Genomic DNA, 17,600 nt, shown 5'->3' with positions numbered 1-17,600 from the left:
GGATTTATCCTCATAGAACCGGGGTTGGCAGAGCCGAGCCAGCGAAATGTGCGGTCAGATTATCGCGGACCAACTGGCCCATGGCCTGGCGGGTCTCAATCGTGCCGGAGGCGTGATGGGGCTGGAGCAGGACGTTGTCCAGCGCCAGGAAGCGTGGATTTAGCTTGGGCTCACCTTCAAAAACATCCAGCGCAGCAGAGCCCAGCCGTCCGGCTTCGAGTGCTTCCAGCAAGGCTGCTTCATCGATATTCGAGGCGCGGGAAATGTTGATCAGCATACCCTCCGGCCCTAACGCCTCGATCACATCGCGTCCGACGATATGTCGTGTATCGGCGGATGCGGCCAACGTGACGAACAGGAAGTCCGAGTTTCCTGCCAGTTCTACCGGATCGGCGATAAATGTCATGCCCTCGGCATAAGGCTTAGCGGCGACATCGCTGTAGGAAATCTGCATCTCGAAGCCTTTGAGGCGCTTGGCCACCTCAAAGCCGATACGACCAAGGCCCAGCACCCCTGCCCGCCTGCCCCAGACCCGACGTCTCAGAGGATAAAGACCCTTTGCAGCCCAGCTGCCATCCTTCACCCAGGTCTCAGCACCGATCATGCCCCGCGATTGGCATAGCATCATCGCAATGCCCAGATCGGCAACGTCATTGGTCAGCACATCGGGTGTATTGGTGACGCGGATGCCGCGGTCACGGCAGGCCTTCCGATCGACAGCATCATAACCGACGCCGTAGACCGAGATGATTTCCAACTTCGGGCAGGCGTCGATCATGGCGCGGTCAGCACCGAGTTCGCCCCTTGTGGCAATGCCTTGAATGCGCGGTCCAACGGTGGTGAGAAAAGCGACCTTGTCGGCTGCGTCAAAATAGCGGTGCACGGTGAACTGGTCGTTCAAAGGGCCTTCATCCCAGGCTGGATAGGGTCCGACCTGCAAAATCTCCGGCTTTGCCACTTTCTTTTCCTCTCCTTGATGAACCTGTTCTAAAAAACTTGACAGGCAATGTTATCGATAACATAAACAGGTTCAACAAATGTTGTCGAGATAAAAGTGGAGGATGCCATGTCGCTTGGTCTTTTCGATCTGACGGGTCGCCGCGCGTTGGTGACGGGGTCTTCGCAAGGCATTGGCTTTGCCCTGGCGCAAGGTTTGCGGGCGGCGGGCGCAACTGTCATCGTCAACGGACGCGATGAAGCTAAGCTTGCCGCAGCCGCTGCCCGGATCGGCGATGGCTGCGATGTTCTGGCTTTCGACGTCACCGATCATCAGGCGTCGCGCGATGCCGTCGATGGCTTCGAGGCCACCAAAGGGCCGATCGACATTCTCGTCAACAATGCAGGCATGCAGTTTCGCGGCCCTCTGGAGGAGTTTCCGGTTGATGCTTTCGAGCGGCTGCTGCGCACCAATATTTCCAGCGTCTTCAATGTCGGCCAGGCGGCGGCTCGCCACATGATCAAGCGCGGCGCGGGCAAGGTCATCAATATCGCCAGTGTGCAGACGGCGCTGGCCCGGCCATCGATTGCCCCTTACACGGCCACCAAGGGCGCGGTCGGCAATCTGACCAAAGGCATGGCGACCGACTGGGCAAAATATGGGCTGCAATGCAATGCCATTGCGCCCGGCTATTTCGATACGCCGCTGAATGCAGCGCTGGTTGCCGATCCTGATTTCTCCACATGGCTGGAAAAACGTACGCCCGCAGGGCGCTGGGGCAAGGTTGAGGAACTGGTGGGTGCCTGCATCTTCCTGGCGTCTGGAGCCTCGTCCTTTGTCAACGGCCATGTTCTGTATGTCGATGGCGGCATCACGGCCTCGCTCTAGGAGCAATGCCGCGATGAAACTTGTACTCATGGGCGTGTCAGGCTGCGGGAAATCCTCCGTTGGCGCCGCATTGGCGGCAAGGCTCGGCGCGGTCTATATCGACGGCGACGATCTGCACCCGCCTCAAAATATTGCCCGGATGCAGGCGGGCATTCCGCTTGGTGACGAGGATCGCTGGCCATGGCTGGATGCGGTCGGAACACGGCTTGCCGGGGAACAAGGCGTGACCATTATCGGATGTTCGGCGTTGAAACGGGCTTACCGCGACAGGATCAGGGAAAAGGCTTGTGGTTCTGTGCGTTTCATCCATCTGGCTGGCAGCCATGCTGTGATTGCCAGACGTGTCGCTGAGCGACCAGGGCATTTCATGCCCGCTTCGCTGCTCGACAGCCAATTTGCAGCGCTTGAGCCGCCGGGGGCCGATGAACATGCGGTGACCGTCGATATCGATCAGCCGCTTGACAGTCTCGTCGTGGCGATTGTTTCGGCAATAGGGGAGGAATGATCATGACCAACACAGTGGCGCTGATCGGCGCGGGCGCCATGGGTGGCGCAATCGGCAGGAGGTTGGTTGAAACCGGTAACCAACTGACTGTCTTTGACCTCAATGCTGAAAAGGTGGCGGAGTTGACCGCGCTTGGCGCGACGTCTGCAAAGACAGCGGCGGAAGCTGTTTCGCGCTCCGACTATGTTATTCTCAGCCTCAATGCGCCGCATATCATTCGGGCCGCGGTGTTCGGCACGGACGGAGTGGCGGAGGGGGCAAAGCCCGGAACGTTGATTATCGACATGTCCTCCATCGACCCGGAGGCAACCCGGCAATTGGCTGGGGATGCGGCGCAAATGGGTTTGCGCTGGGTCGATAGCCCGCTTTCTGGCGGCGCGCCCAAGGCGGCAATTGGTGAATTGACGTTGATGGCTGGCGGGACAGAGCAGGACGTGGCCGATGCCCATCAGGTTTTGCAGCATGTCGCCTCCAATTATACGCATATGGGTCCGGTGGGTGCTGGCCAAACCACCAAGCTGATTAACCAGGTGCTGTGTGGCTTGAATTTTCTGGCCGTGGCCGAGGCGACGCAATTGGCGCTGGACGCCGGGGTCGATGCCGCGAAAATCCCGCAGGCATTGAAGGGCGGTCGGGCCGATAGTGCCATTCTCCAGGAATATATGCCGCGTTATGTCACTAAGGATTATCGCCGCACGGGGCGGATCGACAATATGGTCAAGGACCTCAACGGCGCACAGGATTTGGCGCGGCGCACCAATACGGCGATGCCGCTGACGGCAGTTTGCGCCGAAGTGCATCGGATGCTGACAGCGGCGGGTCTGGGTGGAGAAGACCAGGCCATGCTGATGGAATTTTTCACTGGAGCAAAAAGGGAGATCTCCTGATGATCACACGTTATGCCTTGTTTGAAGGTACCGTAAAGCCTGGGCAGACGGAGGCATTCCGCGCTGCTGTTATCGAGACCATCTTGCCGAAATGGAAGCAGTTTCCGAAGGCGATGGATGTCAGGGTTTCTTTTGCCGAGGCCCGTGATGATGGCGCACCGGAATTTCCGATGATCCTGGCGATCAACTATCCGGATCTGGAGGCGGTCGAGGCCGCGCTGGCCAGCCCGGTTCGCGCCGAGGCACGTGCGGCAACAGAAGCAGTGCTCTCGCAGTTTTTCGATGGACGCATCCACCATCACGTGACGCTTGCCAACGAATTTGTGCTCTGATCAGGCGCTCGTGGGGTACCCTCCCCTGTTTGGGGTGGGTTTGCCGATTGGAAAAGCTTTTAGCTGGCTTTTATTCACCTTATAAACACAGTGTAACGCGCTGATAACCATAACGGGGGCCATTGGGTGACTGATTTCCGCAAACCGCCAACCATGGCCGACATTGCCCGCGTCACGGGTGTGTCGCCGATGACGGTGTCGCGGGCCTTCAAAACCGATAGCCTGATCAGCAAGGAAACCCGCGATGCGATTCTGCAAGCGGCAGAAGATCTTGGCTATGTGTTCGATTCCACGGCCTCCAATCTGAGGTCGCAGCGCTCCGACTTCGTTGCTGTTACTATTCCTTCGATCAACAATGCCAATTTCGCCGATACGGTTGGTGGTCTCTCTGAAACGCTCGCCACCCGGAAAATGCAAATTCTGCTTGGTTATACCAATTACGATATGCAGGAAGAAGAACGGCTGATCGAGCAATTGCTGCGCCGTAAGCCGCAGGCCATTGTTGTGACCGGTGGCAAGCATACACCCCGCGCCCGCAAATTGCTGGCCAATGCCCATATTCCAGTGATCGAGACCTGGGATGTTCCCTCCGAGCCGATTGGCCACTATGTCGGCTTTTCCAATGCCGGTGCGGTCTGCGCCATGGTCGATCATTTCGTTGCTGTCGGTTATCGGCGCCTGGCCTTCATTGGCGGGGATGTCGGAAGAGACACGCGCGGTAGCGATCGCCGCAACGGATTTATTGCCGCGATGACCCGCCACGGGCTGGATGCATCCCGGTTGATCGCCGCCGGACCGCCACCGATCTCGATGCGCGAAGGCGCGAACGCGATGACTCGGCTGCTGGAAACCCTGCCAGATACCGAAGCAGTGATTTGTGTATCCGACCTGTCGGCGTTCGGCGCTTTGACGGAATGTCAGCGGCGCGGCATCGCCGTGCCAGAGGGGATCGCCATTGCCGGGTTTGGCAATTATGAAATCGGCGCGATTTCCGTGCCGACGATTACCACAATCAATGCCTTTTCCCGGGACATCGGCGAAAAAGCGGCGCGGCTGATCCTGGATCTGCTGGACGGACGGCCATTGGCCGGAAACATTACCATCACGCCGGAACTAATCCTGCGTGACAGCAGCCTTTAACGGTAAAGCCATGCGCCAGCGAGGGCGCATGGCGTGGTTTTCAACTCATTTGCCCCAGATCTTCTTATAGGCATCCCGATAGCCATTGTCGGGATCGAAGCTGTTTTTGGGTCCGCCATCGAATTCGACATTGTCGGCGGTTACCACATGCAGTGGCGACATATAGCCGGACCATTTTTCGCCATTGAGGGCGCGGTTCAGCTCATCCACCAATTGCCAGCCTTGCAGGTTCAAGGGTTCGGCCACCGTCACCTTCTGGTACTGGCCAGCGCGGATGCGCTGATAGGCGGATTCGGAACCATCCCCTGCGGCAACATTGATCGGTGCATCGGTTCCCCCCTTCCCTGCCGAGGCGAGCGACGGCCCCATGAAATCGAAGTAAAGGTCGTTGATGGCCAGAGAATGTGTCCAGCTGTCGCCGTATTTCTGCAACAGCGAGGTGGTCAGCTGCGGCATCCGCTGCGAGGTCTCGGCAATCGGCGTATCGACATAGGCCAAAACCTTGCCGCCCAGCCGCTCGATTTCGGCCTTCATCTTGTCAGCCTTGGCGATGGCGATCGCATAGGTGGAGTCGGTAAAGATGATGACGCCCGGCTTGCCCTTGGCATCGACATAGGCCCAGTTGGCGGCGGCCTTCGAAACTTCCATAGCGTCCGTGCTGATATTGGCAAACAGGCCGTTCTTTTCGTCGGGGCCTATGGTGGGACCGGCATGCCAGGCGACCAATGGTATCTTGGCGGCTTTTGCCTGTTCCAGCGCCGGGGCCTGTTCCACGGCATCGAAACCGTCGATGATGATGGCATCAGGCTTCAAGGCCATGGCCTGACCGAAGGCGGCGGTGCGGCCGCCAATCGAGCCTGCGCCATCCAGCACCTTGACCTGCCAGCCGATGGCCTTGGCGGCTTCCTCCACACCATTGCTGACACCCAGGATACCACCATTTTTCAGGTCACCAGCGAGAACAACGATGGTTTTCCCCGGCTGTGGTTTTGGGGCGCTTTTCGGTCCGTCCCAAGTCGTCACCTTGCTGGCATATTTATCGACCACGGCCTTGGCTTCGGCCATCGGATCGGCCCAGGCGTTGCCTGCCGTGAACAGTATCAAGGCGCCGGTTGCTTGCAGGATATGTCTGCGTTTCATGTTCATTCCTCCCTCTGGAAATTACTGAACTGGATGCTGTTATTGTTGTGTGGTTTGCGGCTTGGTGACGGGCGCCATTCGACCGGACAGGCTGCGCCGTCGTTGTGCGTAGCCAGCAATGCCGATTGCGACCAGCAGAGTGACGCCGTTAAACAGCGGCTCGACATAGAAGGACCCACCGATCTGCTGGATGCCTGCAATGCCAACGGCCAGGATAATCACGCCGATCATCGTCCCCCAGACATTGACCCGGCCAGGCTTGATGGTGGTGGACCCAAGAAAAGCACCAACCAGAGCTGGGAGCAGATATTCCAAGCCGACGCTGGCCTGCCCGATCCGCAGCTTGGAGGCGAGCAGCACGCCGGCCACCGCAGCGAGTGTGCCTGACGTGACAAAGGCACCGATAACGAAGCGACGAACGGGAATGCCGTTCAGCGCGGCGGCCTTTGGGTTGGCTCCGATAGCGTAGACGTATCGTCCAAGCGGTGTGTATTCGAGGACCAGCCACATTATGACTGCCAGCACCAGAACATAGAAGCCGGTAATCGGCAGGCCGAAAACCATGGTGCCATTCAGGCTGTAAAAGCCTTGCGGCAACATGCCGACCACCTGACGTCCACCGGTATGCCAGAGCGCGATAGCGTAAAGCACTGTGCCGGTGCCAAGTGTGGCAATGAAACTATCGATCTTGGCGACTTCGACCAGAAGGCCATTGAGAAAGCCAGTAAAGGCACCGAGTGCAATGACGATCAGCACGGCCACTGGCCAAGGCAGGCCGAACATGGTTTGCAGGCTGATGGCCAGCACATGCCAGAGCACGATTCCATAGCCGATTGTGAGGTCTATGCGTCCGGCGGCCATTGGGATCATGGCCGCCAGTGATAGTATGGCGATGATTGTCTTGTCGGAGATTATTGAGCGCAGGTTTAGAACGGTCGGAAAGGTCTGCGGCAAGAGAATGGAAAACAGCAGGATGAGCCCGACGGTCAATATGACGAGACCGTAAACTGGCAGCAGACGTTGGATTTTCTGCGCTGTGCTCATGCCGGAAAGCTCGGCTCGCGTTGGCTCCAGCGCGTTGGATTCGATGGATTGCATTGGTTTTCTCCCAGGTTCAGGCCGCGTCCGAGGCGGAGGCTGCGGCGATCACCGCTTCTGTTGTCAGGTCCGGCCCGCTCAACTCTCGCAGGATCTGTCCGCGAGAAAATACCAGCGCGCGCTGGCAGATATGGGCGATTTCCTCAAAATCGGTGGAGACGACAAGGACGGCCAATCCGCCTTCGACGGCCTCGGCGATTAGGCGATAGATATCGGCCTTGGCGCCAACATCGACACCGGCGGTCGGATCTTCGGCCACCAGCAGGCGGCGTCCTGTTGCCAGCCAGCGACCCACCACGACTTTTTGCTGGTTGCCGCCGGAAAGTGCTTCTATGGCAAGGCTCTGATCGTTGGGCCGCAAGCCGACGCGCGCGCCAATCGCGTAGGCTTGCGCGGCTTCCTTGGCAGGGGTTAGAAAGGAAAGGAGACGGCGTCCCGAAGCGGCAGGATTGATGAAGGTGTTTTCCCGCAGGCTCAAGGACATGGCGACCGATTCTTCTGTTCGGTCGCGGGCTATCAATCCGACCCCGCTTGCCATGGCTGTTAAGGGGTTGGTGAGATCGACAGGGTGGCCGGAAATCGTAACGAAGCCAGAGGCGGGCTCAGCGCCGAATAGTGCGCGACCGACCAATTCATGACCCGCGCCGCGCAGTCCGACAAGTCCGAGCAATTCACCTTGGCGGATGTCGAAAGATACCGGCCCTGCGCGGTGGCAGGCGAGATTTTTGACGGTGACGATGGCGGGTCCTGCTGGACTTGTGCTTTTGGTGAAGAGCTGGTCGGCCTTGCGCCCGACGATCATCCTGATCAATTCATCAGGCGTTGTTTGGTTTACGGGCTTTTCACCAACCAGCTGTCCATCTCGCAGGACGGCGACGCGGTCGGCGATGCGGAAGATTTCATCGAGGCGATGTGAGACATAGATCATCGCCACGCCACGTTCTTTTAACGGGCGGATCGCCGCAAAGAGTTTTTCGACTTCATCAGCCGGCAAGCTGGCAGTCGGCTCGTCCAGTACAAGCACGTCGGCTTCGACGGCGAGCGCACGGGCAATGGCGACCAGTGATTTTTCTGTCCGCGTCAGGCTCTGAACACGTGTGGATGGATCGAAGTTGCAGCCGACGAGGGCAAGGGCTTCGGCGGTCCGCCGTTCGGTTTGTTTCCAATTGATAAGGCGGTTGCGTAATGAATAGCCTTGGGCAAGGCCGACATTTTCGGCTACGGTCATCCATTCGATCAGGCCGAGATCTTGATGAATGAAGGCAACAGGCTGGCGCTGGTTTGGCTTTGGTGGCCTGTGATTATAGATCTGTCCACGAAATCTGATTTCACCGCTGTCTGGCTTGTAAATACCTGCGAGGGTCTTGATCAGGGTTGATTTTCCAGCACCGTTTTCGCCAAGCAGTGCCAGGATTTCACCGGGTCGCAGGTCAAGGGAGACATTGGACAGGGCGCGCGTTCCGCCGAAGGTTTTTGTGATCGCACAAAATTCCAGTAGTTTTTCGTCGACCATCGTTACTCCTCCCAAAGTCACAGAAACGTAGCGTATGTTATCGATAACATGTCGTCAAGTGTCCTTCTAAGAAGCACGTAAAGGTAGATTGCGAACAGGAATTACTTTAAGTAGTAAAGTTATATTTACAACCTTTACGGTAGATATAGGCGGTCGCAAGCTAGGAGAATTTGAGCCATGTGGTCCGAAGGGCAAACTGAAACAACTGCCCCTTCGGAGGCGATGCTTTAATTCACCAACCATGAAAGCTTCGGTCTCTCTTCTTCACAAGCCTTTGTTGCTGTTTTTCCGTCGTGCTTTGCTTATACAGATGTGCGCTGGGCTCAGAAGTGCCGCGATAAGTAGGGGTCGAGCGGATGGGCTTTGCGAAAACCTTCGGTCTTGCCTGGTTCGTTTTCAACGATGCTATGGAGAGAAAAGGCGCCTTGATGAAGGTGATGTTGTCAGCTGGTTTCCAGCGTGTCGTCGCTGTGGGCGCGGGAGTGTTTGTATGTTGAATGTTGATGAGCAATTTTGGTGTTCATCAAAGATCTAAATAGGCATGGGTCGTGCCTCTCTCGATTATTGGCGTCGTAATTGTTTGCGCTGAACTCAGCGCGCTGGTTTTTATTACGGCGACTTTAACGTACTTCATCACGATGACGTTTGTGTTTAATGCGTGAGATGTTTCGATCTTGTGTTGGTTCATTGGACGCCACGTAACGGATGGTTTCCTCCCTGCCCTGCCCTGCCCTGCCCTGCCCTGCCCTGCCCTTACCCGTGGTCTTGTTGGACATGCGTTGGATTGCCATGGTTGGGTGATCGTGATTTTGCGGCCTTTAATTTGTCAGGTTCTTGCTCGTTTGCTTGCCGGGTGTCTAAATTCGTAGAGTTTAACGTTTCCTTTTAAACAGGTTTTTATGCGGAGGCTTGATCCCGTGGCTCAATGGTTCGCGTAAACGAATGTGCTGCTATGGATGCGCGTACGTCGCGTGTTTCTATTGACCCGAGCTGAGATTTCGATCGTCTGGAAATCAGAGAAGGTCAGTCGTTTTTTTGTTTTGCGGAAGGCGCATTTTAAGGAGGGGGATCTTGCGCTGTTGACAGCTGTCAACGTCAGAAAGTGCGCGGCGTTGACAGCTGTCAACAGTGACTTTCTGTCAGCCGTAACGTCAGTAAACGGGCTTCGACGTTGTAATGAAAAAGCTACCCATGGGGAGCTCTATTCGCAAAGATGCAACATCAAAAGCCGCCATTCACTCTAAGCGTTCCGTATCGTTTTGGGTGTGTGGTCTGGGTGCGTGCGCAAACAAAAAAATGGGGAGCGCGCGCAAAATTCACCACTTCTTTACTCCTGCCAGTGCATAACTCAGCCAAGCGCGAAATGTGTTGCGTACGCGCGGTTTTTTTCTGAGCAGAGGCAATTGGCTTTTATGCTCCAGCAGGGTGTCCCTGTCCTCCACGATAAAATATCCCTAGTTTTTTAAGGTCTGCCTCGACTTTGCCATGCGAATCGTGTCAGCGCACTGCTCCAATAAAAAAACAGGAGTGGGTCTATGGCTCGTTTCGATCATGAAGACCAACTGGCCGATATTATGCGGCAATTTTTCGAAGTGCGTGATGCAGCGCGTGCCTTAAGGGTTCGTCTGGAAACCCAGCGGCGAGAGATGGGTGTGTCGGTCGCCGCGTTTTATGATCCCCGCAGCAATCCGGTCTACGCCGCAGATATTCTCCGTCATCTTGATTTGCGCCAAAGTCAGGCGAACCTTCTTGAGGCTGCCGAAAGGAAAGTCATGGGTCCGTCGTCAACGGAGAATGACGACGAGCAAAACGTGATGATTGGATCGCTTTTTTCACAGGGCGCTGAAAATTTCGGTACTAAAGAGTAATTCAGATTGGCGAAGATGTCCGCTCAGGTCCAGCCACCTCAAATCATATCGTTACAATCTGCTTCCAACCTCGAGTGATTCAAGATGCAACAGCATGGTGCGGGTGAAACCCGCATTATGCTGTAGGCGTTGTAAGCGTATTCGGAATGCGAAGAAGCCCTTTTTCAATCTTATAGCTGACCTGTACCCGCGCGATCGGCTTCCTTTGTCCCTCATCATGGCCTCTAAGATCGTGCTGCCTTAGTACCGGCAACGGGAGCCGATCAGGGTAGGGTGCTATAAATTCATTCTGCAGCAGTGACGGAGGGTTCATTTTAACCCCCAAGGGACTAGAATCGCCCAATGCCATTCATAGGTTTCCAGTGAGCGGATAATCGATACCTTAAAGTGGATCGTGCTCGCGAAGCGATATAAACAACATGCTGCATCACTCAAGATTCTACGTTTTTACTCGTTCCCATGAGGATAAATCTATTACGGAAAGGTAGGAGTTTTTCTACCTTTGCCGTAACCTACATGAAAAGGTGTAGGCATATGTTTTTCGCCATTGCCTGGTGAAAAGCGAAAATGGGCTTTCCATCCGGTGCCAACCGTGGCATAATAGGCTTATAAAACGTCAGGGCGCTAATTCTCATAGATTTTGACAATATTCCTGACGAAAGCTAAGAGCCCCTTCCTTTTCGTTGTCTCATTCGTGTAACGTAAATTCAATGCGTTACGTGATCGATTCATTGCCCTGGCAAAAGCTTGTTCTGCCGCTCGCAGCGGCAGGTGAAGCACTTGTGCGTCTGGATGAGCGCGCTGCTCGTTCAGCTGTCGGAAGCGGATTGCGTGAACGGCTGCATTATGCCGATGCCATTGCCTCGTTATGGGTGGATGGAGAATTGGTTCATATGGAAGATTTGGTCTTTCATGATGCCCGAATGGACACGCGCACGCCCACCCACGAACTGACCATTGCCCATCTAATTTTGCGAAGCCGTCGAGAGCTTGTTCAGCATGAGCCCTCCTGGGCGTTCAGCGCGTTGGGTTTGCTACGGCTTCGTGGCCGTGACCATTGGCTCTCGCAGGAGATGACGCTGCCTATGCCGCAGGCCATATCCGAGCCTGAGGAACCTGCTGCCGAAGGCAGCGTCGATGATGCCTTCCAGGCAGAACTGGATCGTTTCGATGCGGTTTTGAAGCGAAGTGAAACCGTACTCGATGACGTCGGCAAGATGCGGTTACGACCGCGTGCCGAAGATCCGCAAGCTGTGGTATATGATCCGGACTGGAATGAGGAGGCGCGGCTTGCAGAGTGGCAGACCCTGCTAGGCGACGTTCAGGCGCTTCCTCCAGTGCTTGCCGCAGCCTGCCTGCTTGATGCCTGGCAGAGCCAGGAGGTCAGTGAGCATAGTCCCTGGCTTGGCCGTCTTTTGGCGGCAGCCTATCTTCAAAAGGCCGGCGTGGCGCAATTTCATCTTCCGGCACTATCGGTCGGATTGCGGGCTGTACCGCGTGAACAGCGCCAATCTCCCAACCGCACCCAGCGGCTGCTCGCCATTCTTGAGGCATTCGAAAAAGGCGCGCAATTGGGCTTGAAGGAACATGACCGGCTGATATTGGCCCGGGGCAATCTGGAGCGGCGGACTATTGGCAAGCGTGGCTCGTCAAAGCTACCCGACCTGATTGATCTGGTCTTGTCGCGTCCACTCGTGTCGGCGGGCCTTGTCGCCAAGTATCTGGAGATTACGCCGCAAGGAGCGCTTGGCCTGATCCGGCAATTGCCGCTGCGCGAATTGACCGGACGAGGGCGCTACCGTGCCTGGGGTATTCTGTAATGATGCGGTGGAAAGTATATGCTGCAATGCAGCATATATAATACTACTAATCAGCTTTACAGCTCTCATATTTCTGCTTATGAATTTAAGCAGACGTCATGGAGGTGACGTTTTTTTGGGAGGACATCCATGAATAAGCTTTGCAAACTCGCGCTTGGCGTGAGCATGACGGCGCTTGCCTGCTCTTCAGCTGTGGCTGCCAATCTGACGGTTGGTTTCTCGCAGATCGGTTCGGAATCCGGTTGGCGCGCGGCGGAAACATCGGTTACCAAGATGGAAGCCGAAAAGCGCAAAATCACCTTGAAATTTGCCGATGCGCAGCAGAAGCAGGAAAACCAGATCAAGGCTATCCGTGGCTTTATTGCCCAGGGAGTCGATGCCATTCTCATCGCACCGGTTGTTGCGACGGGTTGGGAAGACGTCCTGAGCGAAGCCAAGGAAGCCAAGATCCCGGTGATCCTGCTGGACCGCGGTATTGATGCACCGAAGGATCTCTATCTGACATCCGTCGCCTCCGATCAGGTCAAGGAGGGCAAGGTTGCCGGCGATTGGCTGGTGAAGTCAGTCGGCGACAAGCCCTGCAAGGTCGTCGAACTTCAAGGCACCGTTGGCTCCACACCGGCCATCAACCGCAAGAAGGGCTTTGAAGACGCGATCAAGGGCCATTCCAATATCACCCTCATCCGCAGCCAGACTGGCGATTTCACCCGCGCCAAGGGCAAAGAAGTGATGGAAGGTTTCTTGAAGGCGGAAAATGGCGGCAAGGACATTTGCGCCATGTATGCCCATAATGATGATATGGCCGTCGGCGGTATTCAGGCAATCAAGGATGCCGGTCTGAAGCCGGGCAAGGATATCAAAGTCGTCTCCATTGATGGCGTTCCGGATATCTTCCAGGCCATGGTGGCCGGTGAGGCCAACGCTTCCGTCGAACTGACCCCGAACATGGCCGGTCCGGCATTTGATGTTCTCGCTGCCTATCTGAAGGACGGCAAGCAGCCGGAAAAATTCATCATCACCGAGTCCAAGCTCTACACTCCCTCGGATGATCCAAAGGGTGAATATGAGCGCCGCAAGGGCTTAGGCTACTGATATCCAAACCAGACCGCGTCCGGTTGCAGATATGCGCCGGGCGCGGATTGCTCTTTTATCGACAGGCATAGCCGGGTGAAACGATGACGATCAGCCAACAGGCGGTGCTGGCCGCGATGGCCATTACCAAGACATTCGGCGCCCATGTCGCCTTGCACACTATCGATATTGCCTTCCGTCCCGGTGAAGTCCATGCGTTGCTGGGCGAAAATGGCGCGGGCAAATCGACACTGATCAAGATCCTGACCGGAGCTTATACGCCCGATGCCGGGACAGTGCTTGTCGATGGCGCGCCCATGAGTTTTTCCACTCCGCAGCAGGCCCAGGCAGCCGGCATTGGCACCGTCTATCAGGAGGTCAATCTCCTGACGAATATGACGGTGGCCGACAATCTGTTCATTGGGCGCCAGCCGCGCCGTTTCGGTCTGGTCGATCATCGCACCATGGAGCGTGAAGCGCGCCGTATTCTTTCCGGCTACGGTCTGGAGATCGACGTTCGCGCCGAGCTTTCAACTTTCTCCGTTGCTGTACAGCAGATCATCGCCATTGCCCGCGCTGTGGAGCTTTCCGGCAAGGTGCTGATCCTGGATGAGCCGACGGCAAGCCTAGACCGGTCCGAAGTGTTGAAGCTCTTCGAAATTGTCCGAGGCCTGAAGGCGAGGGGGCTTGCCATCGTCTTCATCACCCATTTTCTGGATCAGGTTTTCGAGCTATGCGACCACGCCACCGTATTGCGAAACGGAAAGCTGGTCGGCAGCAAACCGATCGACACCCTCAACCGGACGACGCTGGTCAGGATGATGCTGGGCAAGGACTTGTCCCTGCACCACGACGCCGTCGCCGGGATTGAGGCGGAGGTTGGCGAAAGCCTCATGCAATTTACCGGCTACGGGCTTGACGGAAAGGTGCAACCCTTCACGCTCACCATTCACAAGGGTGAGGTAATCGGCGTGGCCGGATTGCTCGGGTCCGGGCGCACGGAAATGGCTCGGCTGATGTTTGGCATCGACTCCGCTGACAAGGGTGAACTTACCTTGAATGGAGCGTCGTTTAAGATCCGCTCGCCGCGTCAGGCCATCGATCTGGGATTTGGTTTCTGCCCGGAGGATCGCAAGGCTGACGGTATTTTCGGGGATCTCTCGGTTCGGGAAAACATTATCATCGCCATGCAGGCCAAGCTCGGCTGGTTGCGCACATTGAGCTATGATGAGCAGATGGAAATCGCCGGGCAGTTCATCGAGGCGCTGGACATTCGCACCGCGTCTGCCGAATTGCCGATCAAGCTTCTGTCTGGCGGCAACCAACAAAAGGCTATTCTGGCCCGGTGGCTGGCAACCGATCCTCGCTTCCTGATCCTTGATGAGCCGACCCGCGGTATCGATGTCGGAGCCCATGCAGAAATCGTCCGAATGATCAGCCGCCTGCGCGAGGATGGCCTGGCGCTGATCGTCATTTCGTCAGAACTGGACGAAGTCGTGAGCTATTCATCACGGATCGTCGTCATGCGGGACCGGGCCATGGTGGCCGAACTGCACGGCGCTGATATTGCCCCTGACGTTATCGTTCAGACAATTGCCGCCCAATCTAACACGCCTGCCCAGTCCGAAGGCGCATTCTCATGAAAATTCGCTCCATGTCGTCCGTCTTGAAGCCGCAATTTGCAGCGCTTATCGCCGTCCTGCTGTTGAACTGGATGGTGTTTCCGGGTTTCTTCGATATCGCCTGGCGCGATGGTCGGTTGTTTGGCAGCCTGATCGATGTGCTCAATCGTGGCGCACCGGTTGCCATTCTCGCCATCGGCATGACAGCCATCATTGCAACACGCGGTGTCGATCTCTCCGTCGGCGCGGTCATGGCCGTGGCGGGTGCCGTTGCCGCGACTTGCGCCGTCGCAGGCCAGCCGCTGGTGGTGACCTTGGCCGCAGCGCTTGCCGTGGCGCTCGCCTGCGGCATCTGGAATGGCCTGCTGGTTGCCTATCTCGGCATTCAGCCTTTTGTGGCGACGCTGGTCCTGATGGTGGCGGGCAGGGGGCTGGCGCAATTGGTCACATCCGGCTCGATTGTCACTTTCAGCGATCCAGCTCTTATTTTCGTGGGAACAGGATCACTGCTTGGTTTCCCGATGCCGGTGGTGATTGCCCTGGTGCTGATGCTGTCAGCCCATATTTTCATGCGCCGCACCGCTATCGGATTGTTCATCGAGGCTATCGGCACCAATCTGTCGGCGGCAAATTATACTGGTCTTCGCAGTCGCGCGCTGATTCTTGGGGTTTATGCGTTTGGCGGCCTCTGCGCGGGCATCGCTGGCACCATCGCCGCTGCCGATATTCGCGGCGCCGATGCCAACAATGCCGGGCTGTGGCTAGAGTTGGATGCCATTCTTGCGGTCGTTATCGGCGGTACCTCGCTTCTGGGTGGCCGATTTTCCATTCCGATGTCGGTTCTGGGGGCGGTGATCATCCAGGCGATGAATACCGGCATTCTGGTGTCCGGCCTGCCGCCGGAATTCAATCTCATCGTCAAGGCCAGCGTGATCATTATCATCCTGATCCTGCAATCGGACCGCGTCAGCGAGTTGGTCAGTTTCTGGAAACACCGGCCCGCCGTCTTGCCCAAAAACACTCAGACTACAATCCAGGCCCCGGAGAAAACAGGATGAACCCGCGCTATCGGCCCCTTGCTGCCACGACCCTGATTTTCATCGTCGCCTATACCCTCTGCGTGATAAGCTATCCCGGCATGTTTTCAACCCGTGTCCTGGGTAATTTCCTGACGGATAATGCATTTCTGGGCATTGCTGCTGTTGGGGCGACCTTTGTCATCCTGTCGGGCGGCATCGATCTGTCCGTCGGCGCCGTCATTGGCTTGACAGGGGTTATCACCGCCCTGCTGATCAGCCATGTGGGGCTCGATCCGCTTGTGGTCTTTCTGCTGGTGCTGGTACTTTCGGCCTGTTTCGGCGCGGTGATGGGGGCGGTTATCCATTTCCTGAAGGTGCCGCCCTTTATCGTCACCCTGGCGGGGATGTTTCTGGCACGGGGCATCGCCTCGGTTTTGACCCAGGACAGCATCCCTATCGATCATCCGATTTACCGTGCTATTTCGCAGGCCTATTTTCGCCTGCCCGGCGGAGGCCGGTTGAGCGCTATCGGTTTGTTGATGCTGGCGGCGTTTCTGGTCTGCGGCTTTATCGCCCACCGCACCCGGTTCGGCTCTTACGTCTATGCTATCGGCGGCAATCCGGTTTCGGCAGCGCTGATGGGTGTGCCCACCGGGCCGGTGACGATTGGCATCTATGCGCTTTCTGCCTTCCTGTCCGGTCTGGCAGGTATCGTCTATTCGCTTTATACCTCGGCTGGCTATCCACTTGCAGCGGTTGGCATCGAGCTTGACGCCATCGCGGCGGTAGTGATAGGCGGCACATTGCTGACTGGAGGATATGGTTTCATCTTCGGCACCTTGATTGGCGTCATGCTACAAGGGCTGGTGCAGACTTATATTGTTTTTGAAGGCACGCTTTCCAGTTGGTGGACGAAGATTGCCATCGGTGCTTTGCTGTTTATGTTCATTCTGTTGCAGAAGCTGGTATTTCATGCCGGAAGTGGACGGACGAGGACGAAAAAGGCGTCTGCATGATTGAACCAGGCAGCCTGCTTCGCTCCCTTTCCGGGCGGATCACGGCGCGCAATTTCCACTCTCACGTCATCAACGAAATCGGAGCGGGCGTCATCTCCGGCCGCTTCGCGGTCGGCTCCATCCTGCCCAACGATGCTGCTCTCATGGATGAATTCAGCGTTTCGCGTACCGTTTTGCGGGAGGCGTTGAAAACACTCGAAGCCAAGGGACTGGTGGAAGCCCGGCCCAAGGTCGGCACCAAGGTTGCCAAGAAAAGTCGCTGGAACCTCTATGATCGCCAAGTCTTGGCCTGGTGTCTCGAAACCCAGCCGGATGGTGAATTTTTGCGCGGGCTTGGTGAGGTACGGCGCTCTCTGGAACCGCTGGCGGCAAGTGATGCTGCCAGCGATCATACCGGCGACCAGATCCGCCTGATGCATTACTGGCTGCGGCAGATGGAGCTTGCCCTGGATGAGCCGCAAAGCTTCAGCCTGGCTGATTTCGAGCTCCACAGGATCATTGCCGAGGCATCCAGCAATCCGTTCCTGCGGGCCTTGCAGGGCGTGATCGAACTGTCGCATGCGCTCGCTTATTTGCCCGCCGTGCGCGACGGGAAAGTCTGCGATCTTAGCTCTGTGCTGCAAAGCCACCGGGCTCTCGTCGCCGCCATTGAGCGCGGCCTTGCCGAAGAGGCAGCAGCGGCGATGATCGGCACCATCGAGCAAGACCGCGCACGGATGTCGTAATTTATTCGCTCAAAGATGG

Annotated in this window: 17 protein-coding genes; 13 read left to right on the top strand and 4 right to left on the bottom strand. The window is 56.7% G+C overall.

Annotation, left to right across the window (positions count from 1 at the left end):
• Positions 1-10: 10 nt before the first annotated feature.
• Positions 11-958 (bottom strand): 2-hydroxyacid dehydrogenase, encoded by a 948-nt coding sequence (locus tag H1Y61_RS20575; RefSeq protein ID WP_180574640.1) that lies wholly within the window; start codon positions 956-958, stop codon positions 11-13.
• 108 nt (positions 959-1,066) lie between these two features.
• Between H1Y61_RS20575 and H1Y61_RS20570 the strand changes: the two genes are divergently transcribed.
• From H1Y61_RS20570 to H1Y61_RS20550, 5 genes are all read left to right on the top strand, one after another.
• Positions 1,067-1,825: an SDR family oxidoreductase gene (locus H1Y61_RS20570; protein ID WP_180574639.1), complete on the top strand. Its 759-nt coding sequence runs from the start codon at positions 1,067-1,069 to the stop codon at positions 1,823-1,825.
• 13 nt (positions 1,826-1,838) lie between these two features.
• Complete coding sequence (locus H1Y61_RS20565) at positions 1,839-2,330, top strand: gluconokinase (protein WP_234903418.1); 492 nt, start codon at positions 1,839-1,841, stop codon at positions 2,328-2,330.
• 2 nt (positions 2,331-2,332) lie between these two features.
• Positions 2,333-3,217 (top strand): NAD(P)-dependent oxidoreductase, encoded by an 885-nt coding sequence (locus tag H1Y61_RS20560; protein ID WP_180574638.1) that lies wholly within the window; start codon positions 2,333-2,335, stop codon positions 3,215-3,217.
• A complete protein-coding gene (locus tag H1Y61_RS20555; protein WP_180574637.1) occupies positions 3,217-3,549 on the top strand; it encodes a hypothetical protein in 333 nt (110 codons plus the stop codon). Before H1Y61_RS20560 ends, H1Y61_RS20555 begins: the two co-directional genes overlap by 1 nt.
• 153 nt (positions 3,550-3,702) lie before the next feature.
• Positions 3,703-4,689, top strand: a complete 987-nt coding sequence (locus H1Y61_RS20550; protein ID WP_041698406.1) for a LacI family DNA-binding transcriptional regulator — start codon at positions 3,703-3,705, stop codon at positions 4,687-4,689.
• A 45-nt stretch (positions 4,690-4,734) separates the two neighbouring features.
• Here H1Y61_RS20550 and H1Y61_RS20545 read toward each other — a convergent pair whose 3' ends face one another.
• The 3 genes from H1Y61_RS20545 to H1Y61_RS20535 are packed head-to-tail and all read right to left on the bottom strand — an operon-like array spanning position 4,735 to position 8,440.
• Entirely contained in the window at positions 4,735-5,829 is a 1,095-nt protein-coding gene (locus H1Y61_RS20545) for an ABC transporter substrate-binding protein (RefSeq protein ID WP_174112200.1), read from the bottom strand.
• A gap of 39 nt (positions 5,830-5,868) precedes the next feature.
• Positions 5,869-6,927 (bottom strand): ABC transporter permease, encoded by a 1,059-nt coding sequence (locus H1Y61_RS20540; protein WP_071207024.1) that lies wholly within the window; start codon positions 6,925-6,927, stop codon positions 5,869-5,871.
• Between the two features lie 16 nt (positions 6,928-6,943).
• Complete coding sequence (locus H1Y61_RS20535) at positions 6,944-8,440, bottom strand: sugar ABC transporter ATP-binding protein (protein ID WP_174112201.1); 1,497 nt, start codon at positions 8,438-8,440, stop codon at positions 6,944-6,946.
• Positions 8,441-8,796: 356 nt separating this feature from the next.
• Between H1Y61_RS20535 and H1Y61_RS20530 the strand changes: the two genes are divergently transcribed.
• From H1Y61_RS20530 to H1Y61_RS20495, 8 genes are all read left to right on the top strand, one after another.
• Positions 8,797-8,937 carry a hypothetical protein gene (locus tag H1Y61_RS20530; protein ID WP_174112202.1) on the top strand — a complete coding sequence of 47 codons (141 nt, stop codon included), beginning with the start codon at positions 8,797-8,799 and terminating at the stop codon, positions 8,935-8,937.
• Positions 8,938-9,975: 1,038 nt separating this feature from the next.
• Positions 9,976-10,308: a hypothetical protein gene (locus H1Y61_RS20525; protein ID WP_174112203.1), complete on the top strand. Its 333-nt coding sequence runs from the start codon at positions 9,976-9,978 to the stop codon at positions 10,306-10,308.
• A gap of 710 nt (positions 10,309-11,018) precedes the next feature.
• Positions 11,019-12,128 (top strand): RHE_PE00001 family protein, encoded by a 1,110-nt coding sequence (locus H1Y61_RS20520; RefSeq protein WP_174112204.1) that lies wholly within the window; start codon positions 11,019-11,021, stop codon positions 12,126-12,128.
• Positions 12,129-12,257: 129 nt separating this feature from the next.
• Complete coding sequence (gene ytfQ / locus H1Y61_RS20515) at positions 12,258-13,220, top strand: galactofuranose ABC transporter, galactofuranose-binding protein YtfQ (protein WP_180574636.1); 963 nt, start codon at positions 12,258-12,260, stop codon at positions 13,218-13,220.
• Positions 13,221-13,303: 83 nt separating this feature from the next.
• Positions 13,304-14,842, top strand: coding sequence for a sugar ABC transporter ATP-binding protein (locus H1Y61_RS20510; RefSeq protein ID WP_180574635.1), 1,539 nt, complete (start codon positions 13,304-13,306; stop codon positions 14,840-14,842).
• Positions 14,839-15,879: an ABC transporter permease gene (locus tag H1Y61_RS20505; protein WP_174112207.1), complete on the top strand. Its 1,041-nt coding sequence runs from the start codon at positions 14,839-14,841 to the stop codon at positions 15,877-15,879. The genes H1Y61_RS20510 and H1Y61_RS20505 overlap by 4 nt, the downstream gene beginning before the upstream one ends.
• Positions 15,876-16,856 carry a galactofuranose ABC transporter, permease protein YjfF gene (yjfF, locus tag H1Y61_RS20500; protein WP_174112208.1) on the top strand — a complete coding sequence of 327 codons (981 nt, stop codon included), beginning with the start codon at positions 15,876-15,878 and terminating at the stop codon, positions 16,854-16,856. The genes H1Y61_RS20505 and yjfF overlap by 4 nt, the downstream gene beginning before the upstream one ends.
• Positions 16,853-17,581 carry a FadR/GntR family transcriptional regulator gene (locus H1Y61_RS20495; RefSeq protein ID WP_180574634.1) on the top strand — a complete coding sequence of 243 codons (729 nt, stop codon included), beginning with the start codon at positions 16,853-16,855 and terminating at the stop codon, positions 17,579-17,581. The genes yjfF and H1Y61_RS20495 overlap by 4 nt, the downstream gene beginning before the upstream one ends.
• The last annotated feature ends 19 nt before the right edge of the window (positions 17,582-17,600 follow it).

Source organism: Agrobacterium vitis (assembly GCF_013426735.1).
Taxonomy (GTDB): domain Bacteria; phylum Pseudomonadota; class Alphaproteobacteria; order Rhizobiales; family Rhizobiaceae; genus Allorhizobium; species Allorhizobium vitis_D.
The sequence above is the reverse complement of the archived record's forward strand: the minus strand, read 5'-3'. Positions and strand labels throughout refer to the sequence as shown.

Bases quoted from the DNA above. Each gene is read 5' to 3' on its own strand.
- H1Y61_RS20570 (WP_180574639.1), top strand. From the start codon at position 1,067: ATGTCGCTTGGTCTTTTCGATCTGACGGGTCGCCGCGCGTTGGTGACG.
- H1Y61_RS20565 (WP_234903418.1), top strand. From the start codon at position 1,839: ATGAAACTTGTACTCATGGGCGTGTCAGGCTGCGGGAAATCCTCCGTT.
- H1Y61_RS20560 (WP_180574638.1), top strand. From the start codon at position 2,333: ATGACCAACACAGTGGCGCTGATCGGCGCGGGCGCCATGGGTGGCGCA.
- H1Y61_RS20555 (WP_180574637.1), top strand. From the start codon at position 3,217: ATGATCACACGTTATGCCTTGTTTGAAGGTACCGTAAAGCCTGGGCAG.
- H1Y61_RS20550 (WP_041698406.1), top strand. From the start codon at position 3,703: ATGGCCGACATTGCCCGCGTCACGGGTGTGTCGCCGATGACGGTGTCG.
- H1Y61_RS20545 (WP_174112200.1), bottom strand. From the start codon at position 5,829: ATGAAACGCAGACATATCCTGCAAGCAACCGGCGCCTTGATACTGTTC.
- H1Y61_RS20540 (WP_071207024.1), bottom strand. From the start codon at position 6,927: ATGCAATCCATCGAATCCAACGCGCTGGAGCCAACGCGAGCCGAGCTT.
- H1Y61_RS20535 (WP_174112201.1), bottom strand. From the start codon at position 8,440: ATGGTCGACGAAAAACTACTGGAATTTTGTGCGATCACAAAAACCTTC.
- H1Y61_RS20530 (WP_174112202.1), top strand. From the start codon at position 8,797: ATGGGCTTTGCGAAAACCTTCGGTCTTGCCTGGTTCGTTTTCAACGAT.
- H1Y61_RS20525 (WP_174112203.1), top strand. From the start codon at position 9,976: ATGGCTCGTTTCGATCATGAAGACCAACTGGCCGATATTATGCGGCAA.
- H1Y61_RS20520 (WP_174112204.1), top strand. From the start codon at position 11,019: ATGCGTTACGTGATCGATTCATTGCCCTGGCAAAAGCTTGTTCTGCCG.
- ytfQ (WP_180574636.1), top strand. From the start codon at position 12,258: ATGAATAAGCTTTGCAAACTCGCGCTTGGCGTGAGCATGACGGCGCTT.
- H1Y61_RS20510 (WP_180574635.1), top strand. From the start codon at position 13,304: ATGACGATCAGCCAACAGGCGGTGCTGGCCGCGATGGCCATTACCAAG.
- H1Y61_RS20505 (WP_174112207.1), top strand. From the start codon at position 14,839: ATGAAAATTCGCTCCATGTCGTCCGTCTTGAAGCCGCAATTTGCAGCG.
- yjfF (WP_174112208.1), top strand. From the start codon at position 15,876: ATGAACCCGCGCTATCGGCCCCTTGCTGCCACGACCCTGATTTTCATC.
- H1Y61_RS20495 (WP_180574634.1), top strand. From the start codon at position 16,853: ATGATTGAACCAGGCAGCCTGCTTCGCTCCCTTTCCGGGCGGATCACG.